Source organism: Lactobacillus agrestimuris, assembly GCF_943193025.1.
GTDB classification, from domain to species: Bacteria; Bacillota; Bacilli; order Lactobacillales; family Lactobacillaceae; genus Lactobacillus; species Lactobacillus agrestimuris.
Genome location: NZ_CALPCQ010000021.1, coordinates 25893 through 34176 on the forward strand (window position 1 = coordinate 25893; position 8284 = coordinate 34176).

Sequence of the window (8284 nt, forward strand, 5' to 3'; positions counted from 1 at the left end):
AACAAGAGCGCATAACCTGTCTAAACTATCAGCCCAATTGTTAAAGTATAATTTTTCAATTGTCTGAGAAGATTATAGCATGGTTTAGCTTCTTTTTGAACCACTTGGATTTTCCAAGTGGTTTTTTTAACAAAAAAAGCAGCTTTTCAAACAAGCTACTCCATTGTTAAATTCTATCTTTTTACTTTATAACTGTAGTTACGATTGCTCCAACTACGATCAATGCTAATCCAATTAAAGTATAAATCAAACCACGTTTACTCTTCTTTTCGTGAAGGAAGATCAAACCACCTAATGTAGAAATAACTACACATAATTGTGAAACTACAAAAGCGGTATTCACACCCCATGGCCCGATTGAATAAATATACGCTAAGTTAGCTATACCATAAAGAATACCCGCACTACCACTATAAACAGTAGATTTTTGTACCCAAGCTTTCATATTGCCAGTTACTAATGTATAAATAAAGACTGCAACCATCATTCCGACTGTTTCACCAAAGAAAATTGAAATGCTTGAGCCATGTAAGGCTTTAGGAATTGAACTTGAAGCAATATAACCAAAAGTGGTTAAAATCAAAAGAATCAATGTAGCCCACGGTATCTTATTACCTCCTTTGCTAGTTCCTTCATCTGAACGAGAGGTAAAAATCACACCAATAATCAATACTACAATTCCTAAAAAGCCCCAAAATTTAGATTGGGTAGTTTGCCATTCCTGAAAGGCAATAACACCAACCACAGGCACACCAATTAATTGTAAACCTGTTGAAATTGGCATGGTTGTAGAAACACTAATTCGTGAATAAGAAATATATTGTCCTACTTGACCAATCACCCAGCATGCTCCAGCTAAAGCCGAAAACAGGAAAAGTGACCAATTAAGTTCTGGATGATTAATTAGCATGACCACTATTGCAAAAAGAAATGCTGCCACTACTGTTCCGACAATTTGATTATATACATTACTATTCTTAACACTTGAAATGGCTAGTGGCATCAAACCCCAACCAATTGCTGGTAAGAATAAAATGAGCAAATTTAAATAGTTCATAATATCCTCTTTCTAACATATTTAACTATTCTATTTTATCTACTATTATACTTATGAGCAAATATTAGATAACAAATTAAAAGCCATGTTTCACTAGTTTTAATACATTCCCTGTCAAGTAGACAGTAGAAATACATAAAGCTTTTACTCCTCAGTTGATTAATTTCGGCTGAGGAGTTTTTTGCTTCCTTAATCTTCTAAAGTCCATTCTTCAAAAATATGAATTTTATCTTGTTTAGTTAATTTAGACATAGTAAAACCCTCGAGATTCATGTCCGAATTTCGAGGGTCACGACAAATCTAGTTCAAAGATTTGTCGTTTCTATAATATTCAAGATTAATTAGAATTAAGATTTTTTCTTAGCCTGCGCAATTAGCGTATTCATTTCAATCATTTTTTCTTGATAAACTTGGAATTTTTCTAATGCTTCATCATAAGTAATGAAACCTTCTACATAATTATCTAATTTTTCAGAAGAACTACCAATTGTATAATCGTAAGTACAATAATCATATACAAATTTTACAGGAGTCTGCCACATATTTTGAGGCAGACTTTCATTTTTATCAGCATAATAGTTTTCAAACTGAATTTTAGCAATTTCATGTTTTTCATCAAAGAATTCAGCGTTAAAAGCCCACTCAGGAACAATAATTGCATTCAGAATTTCAGTATGCTCTACCATTCCTTCTCCACCCGAACGAATATTTATTAATTGCGCTCCGTCCGGTTTATCGGGATTATAAATAAAAGATGGATTATTCTTAATCGTATCAAATGTAGTTTTTAGATCTTCAATCTTAGATAAAAATTCTTTTTCGTGTGCTTTCATTGTATATATCACCAACCAAGCAAATTTCATTAAAATATCAACATGGTTTATTTATTTTCAGCGACTTCAATAGTATAATCGGCTAAAAAGTCAGCTTTTTTCAATTGTTCTTACCACGTTAGGCGCTTCATCTTCCTTAAAAGACATCCCTTTGTTGTTAGAGATGCCCTTTTATTTATGCTAATTTAAACTGTTTTTATTACTTGTTGTCGGATGAAAAAGTTCTGCGTGTGTTCCTAGACGGATCAACCGAATCGAATTTCGCTTAGAAATCTCAACATAAACTACAAATAAATCATCGAATAGATGAAACTCCATATCACCATAATAGGGCAACGATGGGTTATCTAAAAGATGAGGGTTATAGCTATCAGGTATATATCCTTTTTCAAAATATATTTCCAAAACGTCTTGCAATTCCTCTTGTAATCCTAAAACCTTTTTCTTCCAGCGTTTTACGTCTTTTTCAAAAGACCTTTCTACTTTGATATGATTCATTACTTATCCCTAAATAGATACTTTATGGCCTCTTCAGCGCTAGTAAAATCTTTAGCCGTATCTGGAATTAACCCTTGGTCTTCAGCATGTGCAATCTCTATTGCACGTGCTGTTTCTTCATTTGGAGTAAAGTATTTATGCTCATTAGAAATGTTGCCAGAAGTTAAACTGAAAGGAATGGCTTCTTGTCTAATAATTTGTTTCAAGTAAATCTTAATACCATTTGACCAATCTAAACCTAATTTATCAAAGACTTTAACCGCATCATCATGATCTTTTTGAGATAATCTAATGCTATATGTTTGATTAGAATCTTTACTGATTTTATTTGGCATTTAAACCACCTTACCTATAAATTACAATTATTTAAATATATTGTATTATAATTTATGGAATATTGAAGTGGAAGGCAATAAATTTAAATTATTTTTATTACTTTTTGGCTGTATCAATATGACTTACATAAATGTGGTCGTTAATCTTCTTTTCAAGTTCAGCTATTAGACATATAACGTTTAATCCACTTGATAGCTGAGCCTATAGCTTGATTGAAACCATCTTGTAGTACTACCTTATCTTGATCATATATGACAATTATTATTTTATTTTTCTGGACATAAAAATCCCACCTCCATGAATAATTGAATACTTTATGTATTTCGATCGTCCACTTTGGTGAGATTGTATCAATCATATACGTAGTGACTTTTTTGCTATTTATTTTTACCAATATTGATTAGTTAAAGTCTTAACATGTTGTTTGGCAATTAAGTAATAACCTACTGCGGCAATTGACCAACCCCAAACGATGTGGCCAAAGAATTCTGAGAAGTGTTCCGCAAATGGCATTTGCCATGGAGCTGGGGTAGTTCCTAAGACTGGCATAATGATCAAATGCCACAATACCCAAATAATAATTCCGTATAAAGCACCTTGCCAAAGTCCTGCCCAAGCGGTCTTCTTAAATTGCACCATATAAATTAATAGCCAAGCAAAGAAAATTGAGAAGCTAAAATGCAAAATTAAAGCAACCCAAAATACCTTTTGATCAGTATTGTAAATTACATAGGCGTGAGTGAAATTATAAGATGCACCCATTTGTTGCAACATGTGTTGTGGTGGATTCACAACATCCCTTGCTAAAGTTCTTGGTGGCAAAATCTTTTCCCAACCAATTTTCACCATTCCTGAAATCATTCCAGCGATTATCCCGAACCAAACACTCTTCAAGAAAACGCGTAATCCATTTGACTTGTTTTCCATCTTCATCCTCCTCTATAAAACATAGACTTTGATCATTATAATTCTAAAACTAAAAATTTCAAATTATCTGTTATTTACCTTCTAGAACCACAAACATTTATTTTGATATAATAGACAAAAATGATTAGAAAAGAGATTTCAAATGGCTTTAAAAATTAATCAAACTGTTTCTAAAGATGCACAAACTCGTAATTTGCTTAAAGAATTAATCAAGGTTCACCAAATTCACAGAGCATACAATTTACGAGAATTGACTGATGCTGACGAACAAATTTTAGAAAAATCATTCCTTAAGACTCGTCAAATGATGCCAAAAATTACTGCTAAGAAGATCAAGTTAGAAAATAAGCAGTGGGATTCACTATTTAACTTGCTTATGGCTGAACAAATTGCTTTTGCCCGCATATTAAGTGAAGGGGACGAAAATCTCGCCGCTTATGCTCAGGCTAAGAATCAAGCTGATCAAGCAGCTGCCCTAGCTGAAGCACAAATGAACAAATTAGAAAACGAAAAATAAATTTTATTTGTTGTGCGGTGTGCGATATAGCAATAACTTTGCATCAATGGAAGTTTTCTCAAACTGTAATTCAATGAAAAATTCTAAAATCATTAACTTTTAGAACACGTTCCTCAATACGCAGATGGTATCCATTTATTTTTTCTTCAGAAAACTTTTCAAGAAGAACAAAACAATATAGACAAAATAAAAGTTCTGCCAAATAAGCAGAACTTTTTTACTATTTATCAACAATTGTAATTCTCTCTTTATGATGCTTAGGATGTAAAATTTCATTTACTACTAAACGTGCCATCGTACCAGAGGTTACTTTTGATTCTCCTTTGTCGTTATAAAGCAACTCATCGCCACCTAAGCCATATTCAGCAGCTTCAGGTCCTGCTTCAAACATCATTGCTGGTGATATTCCAAGCCAATCTACATCATCAACATCACGTAAATATTCCAGTTCTTTTAATTGTTGTTTTGGAATATTAATCCAAGCCTCGCTGCCTGGTGCCTTTTCAATATCTTCTACTACCAAATGTTTATCATTGCCAGTATGAAGGCTTCCAGCACCCAAAATAAAAATAATTCGTTGTTTACTATTTTTGGCAAGATTAATTAATTTCTTGGCTAAGTCAATTTGCTGAGCCGCACTTTCTGGTGCGGTTCCAAATGCATCAACAATTACATCAAAGTTTTTAAACAATGAATCATCCATCGTAAAAACGTCACCAACAAGTAAGTTTGCATCAGCACCTAATACTTTTTTGGCCTTTTCCTCATTACGGATAATTCCCGTTACTTCAAGGTTCTTTTGTTGAACGGCTAACTTATAAATCGCACTGCCGGCCATACCAGATGCACCAATAATTCCTACTTTAATCATTTGTTCACCCTTCTTTACTTTTAAAACATTTATTTTACTTTAACGCATTTATTGAAAAAAGGTTAGTAATATGCTTATAAAATGTAAGCAATTTTATCAACTATTTACATTAATTATTCTTCTGCTTCAATAAAAATACTTTAAAGAACGCGCCCGAGATACCTTGATAAGTTGAATAAATTTCCATATTTCCATTAATTAAATTAAGAATTTGTTTTACAATTGCCAGTCCTAATCCTAAACCTTCTGATTTATTATTAGTTTCTCCCTGATAAAATTTTTCCAAAATTTTTTTCTTTTCTTTTTCTTCAATCTGTGGACCATTATTTCCAATTACTACTTCAACTCTATCTTTATCTTGTTTGCAACTAATAAATACTGTGCCTCCCTTTGGGGTAAATTTAATCGAATTATTTAATAAATTAATCCATACTTCTCTTAATAATTCAGGATCTGTATGATAATTTACTTTATCTAAATTTAATTCATAATTTAAATTTTTACTCTCCAAAGATGGCATTGCCGAAATAATAATTTTTCGTAATTCCTCATCTATTTCTACATTTTTTTGGTTAGTAATAATCTTTTGATTTTCTAATTTTGTCAACCTCAATGTTTGTCGTGATAGTTTACTGAGTCTTTTAGATTCTTCGGCAATTATTTGCAGGTACTCTTTTCTTTTATCTTCTGGTATATCTTGATGTAAAAGTAATTCCGCAAAACCATTAATTGAAGTAATTGGAGTTTTAAATTCGTGGGAAAAATGGCTAATAAAATCTGTTTTTAAAGTTTGCGTACTGTCTAACTCGGCAGCCATTTTATTAAAGTTACCAAAACTCTTAAATAGCAAATCATATTTTTTTATGGGTAATCTAACTGAAAAATCACCGTTTGCTACTTTTTGCATGGCTCGACTTAACTTATTCAAATAGTGAACCTCATAGATAAAAATACTCATAATTGTTATGAACGCTGCAACAAAAAGGAAAAAACCAATTTCAATTGCCAATAAATGTGTATTTTTATAAGGAATAAGTACAAATGGTACGTCAATTGCTAGTACTCCAAAAAACACTGCTATCAAAAGAGTAAATAAAATTAAATAAAGTATTGTTAAGATCTTTGAAGATAAATTTTTATTTTTCAATTATTTCACCCTTATATCCCAAGCCGCGTACAGTAGTAATCTTAAAAACATCCTTAAAAGGTTCACAAAGCTTACGTATCTTACTAATATGCACTTTTACCGTATCTTCTGTACTAAAAGAATCTTCACCCCAAATAGAATCTAATAATTGTTCTTTAGTAAAAATCTGCTCTGGAGAAGAAAGTAATTTATATAGTAATTCAAATTCTTTTTTAGAAAAGTCTACTTCTATTCCATTTCGATGAGCAGTATAAGTTTTTTTATCAATTACAACATTACCAACTTCTAACTTTTGAGGATTTTCTACTTTAGTTCTGCGTATCAATGCTAACAACCGTAACTTTAGTTCTTGATAATTAATTGGCTTACTCATATAATCATCTACTCCATTCGTAAAGCCAATTGTTTTATCTTGAATCGTATCCTTTGCCGTTAACATCAAAATTGGAAATTCGTATTGGCGTTGTCGCAAAATTTTCACTAATTCAAACCCATCAATTCGCGGCATCATTACATCTGTAATTAGGAGATCAACAACATTATCTTTTATATAATCCAACGCTTCTTGCCCATCATATACCTGAACTATTTCATAGTCCGTTTCAAGATAAGCTCTAAGTAACTTTTGGATATTTTTATCATCTTCAGCAATTAATATTTTAGTCATTTTATATTTTTTCTCTTTAAGTTTACGTTTATTTTACCTTTGTCGATTATATTATTAATTGTCAAGATAAGTAACACTTATTTACTTACTATAATAAAACTATCAAATTTAATTTGCGAGGGATTTATTTTGAGTAAATTTACATATAAAGAAAAACAACTTGCAGTAAAACTTTATTTACAGGGTGTAAGTTCAAATAAAATTATAAAGGAACTTAATATTGCTTCTCGTTCACAACTTCTATTTTGGGTAAAGCAATTTAAAGAGCATGGTGAACTGGCTCTTAAGCAAAAAAGAAACCATCGAGAATATGATTTGGATTTCAAATTTGAAGTACTAGATTGGAAAGCAAAAAATAATGCTTCTTATGAAGCAACTGCTTTACATTTTGGTATTCCAACTTCATCCATTATTTATAGATGGCAAAAAGCAGACAACGATGGCACACTAGCTAATCCTAAAAGACGTGGCCGTCCTAAAAAGTCCTTACAATCAATGACAGTTGAAGAAAGAGAAATTAAGAGTTTACGTGAACAAAATCAGGCTTTACTAGCAGAGCTTGTTAAATTAAAAAAAGAAAAGGCAGAAACGATGATGTTGGCTAACTAATCGTTCCTGCTTTTTTCTTTAATGTCCTTTAGAAAACATATTGGTTATTACTACCCCAATAACTATTAAAGCAATTCCAATAATTTGAGGAATATTTACACTTTGCTTCCAATAGAATGCGGCTACAAATGTTGTTAAAATGATTCCTACACCACCCCCAGGTTGCATACGCAACACCAAGATCAATTGTCCTTAGTGACAGGGAAAGAGCATAAAAGCAAACAATGTAAAAAAACACAGTTATAAGTGATGGTGTCAATTTTGTAAAACCCATTGATGCCTTCATAAAATTGGTTCCCAATACTTCTGCAATAATTGCAATTGCTAATTCTAAATATCCCATTTTTATCTCCTTTTATTTAAGTTAGTTACATTTTAAAGGAGTATTTAAAAATTAAATAGACTTGTATTTTCATTTTGTCTCGCGTGGTTATCTACTTCGCAACAACTTGCTTAAACAAATGAATAATATTGGGCCTGTCTAGTACTTTAGACAGGTTTTATTTTTTTGATAGCTTCTCTTCTTCCACCCCTGTCATAAAGAACGGCTCAGAACACAAATTGGAGCCTCTAGCGGCCAGATAGGTATGTACACTACTTTATAATACCCGCTAATTCTTTTACTTTTTCAGAAAATTTAAATGTATTATTTAAATAAGTTAACATTCATTGCGATCAAACTGTACCTAAATTTTTAATGATAAGTAAGCGTCAAATAACCTAGTGTATTGAAAAGCACCGTTTTATACTTTTGATAAAGAGAATGAGCAATAAGTGAAGCTGAGCCTAGGCCATGATTCAATGGCGCCTTGGGTACTGCGG

At 31.8% G+C, this 8284-nt stretch carries 11 protein-coding genes and 1 pseudogene; 2 read left to right on the forward strand and 10 right to left on the reverse strand.

Going from position 1 to position 8284, the window contains the following annotated elements; genetic code table 11:
• Positions 1-181: 181 nt before the first annotated feature.
• The 5 genes from NFR82_RS07030 to NFR82_RS07050 all read right to left on the reverse strand — a co-directional run bounded on the left by NFR82_RS07030 (position 182) and on the right by NFR82_RS07050 (position 3651).
• Positions 182-1057, reverse strand: a complete 876-nt coding sequence (locus NFR82_RS07030) for a GRP family sugar transporter (protein ID WP_251717581.1) — start codon at positions 1055-1057, stop codon at positions 182-184.
• 347 nt (positions 1058-1404) lie between these two features.
• Entirely contained in the window at positions 1405-1890 is a 486-nt protein-coding gene (locus NFR82_RS07035) for a hypothetical protein (protein ID WP_251717582.1), read from the reverse strand.
• Positions 1891-2070: 180 nt separating this feature from the next.
• On the reverse strand, positions 2071-2388 hold the full coding sequence (locus tag NFR82_RS07040) for a type II toxin-antitoxin system YafQ family toxin (protein WP_251717583.1): 318 nt from the start codon (positions 2386-2388) through the stop codon (positions 2071-2073).
• Complete coding sequence (locus tag NFR82_RS07045) at positions 2388-2723, reverse strand: type II toxin-antitoxin system RelB/DinJ family antitoxin (RefSeq protein ID WP_251717584.1); 336 nt, start codon at positions 2721-2723, stop codon at positions 2388-2390. Before NFR82_RS07045 ends, NFR82_RS07040 begins: the two co-directional genes overlap by 1 nt.
• A 388-nt stretch (positions 2724-3111) precedes the next feature.
• Positions 3112-3651 carry a YagU family protein gene (locus NFR82_RS07050; RefSeq protein WP_251717585.1) on the reverse strand — a complete coding sequence of 180 codons (540 nt, stop codon included), beginning with the start codon at positions 3649-3651 and terminating at the stop codon, positions 3112-3114.
• A gap of 142 nt (positions 3652-3793) precedes the next feature.
• Here NFR82_RS07050 and NFR82_RS07055 point away from each other — a divergent pair, with 142 nt between their 5' ends.
• Positions 3794-4168, forward strand: a complete 375-nt coding sequence (locus NFR82_RS07055) for a hypothetical protein (protein ID WP_251717586.1) — start codon at positions 3794-3796, stop codon at positions 4166-4168.
• 220 nt (positions 4169-4388) lie between these two features.
• Here NFR82_RS07055 and NFR82_RS07060 read toward each other — a convergent pair whose 3' ends face one another.
• The 3 genes from NFR82_RS07060 to NFR82_RS07070 all read right to left on the reverse strand — a co-directional run bounded on the left by NFR82_RS07060 (position 4389) and on the right by NFR82_RS07070 (position 6853).
• Entirely contained in the window at positions 4389-5039 is a 651-nt protein-coding gene (locus NFR82_RS07060) for an NAD(P)-dependent oxidoreductase (RefSeq protein WP_251717587.1), read from the reverse strand.
• Positions 5040-5148: 109 nt separating this feature from the next.
• A complete protein-coding gene (locus tag NFR82_RS07065; RefSeq protein ID WP_251717588.1) occupies positions 5149-6186 on the reverse strand; it encodes a sensor histidine kinase in 1038 nt (345 codons plus the stop codon).
• Positions 6176-6853 (reverse strand): response regulator transcription factor, encoded by a 678-nt coding sequence (locus NFR82_RS07070; RefSeq protein WP_251717589.1) that lies wholly within the window; start codon positions 6851-6853, stop codon positions 6176-6178. Before NFR82_RS07070 ends, NFR82_RS07065 begins: the two co-directional genes overlap by 11 nt.
• A gap of 129 nt (positions 6854-6982) precedes the next feature.
• Between NFR82_RS07070 and NFR82_RS07075 the strand changes: the two genes are divergently transcribed.
• Positions 6983-7462 (forward strand): helix-turn-helix domain-containing protein, encoded by a 480-nt coding sequence (locus tag NFR82_RS07075; RefSeq protein ID WP_251717590.1) that lies wholly within the window; start codon positions 6983-6985, stop codon positions 7460-7462.
• An 18-nt stretch (positions 7463-7480) separates the two neighbouring features.
• Here the strand turns inward: NFR82_RS07075 and NFR82_RS08890 are convergent, their stop codons facing one another.
• Together NFR82_RS08890 and NFR82_RS08895 are read right to left on the reverse strand one after the other, a co-directional pair.
• Positions 7481-7630 carry a DMT family transporter gene (locus NFR82_RS08890; RefSeq protein WP_338146999.1) on the reverse strand — a complete coding sequence of 50 codons (150 nt, stop codon included), beginning with the start codon at positions 7628-7630 and terminating at the stop codon, positions 7481-7483.
• 46 nt (positions 7631-7676) lie between these two features.
• Positions 7677-7805: pseudogene (locus tag NFR82_RS08895) on the reverse strand (SMR family transporter); the annotation flags it as partial.
• Between the last annotated feature and the right edge of the window lie 479 nt (positions 7806-8284).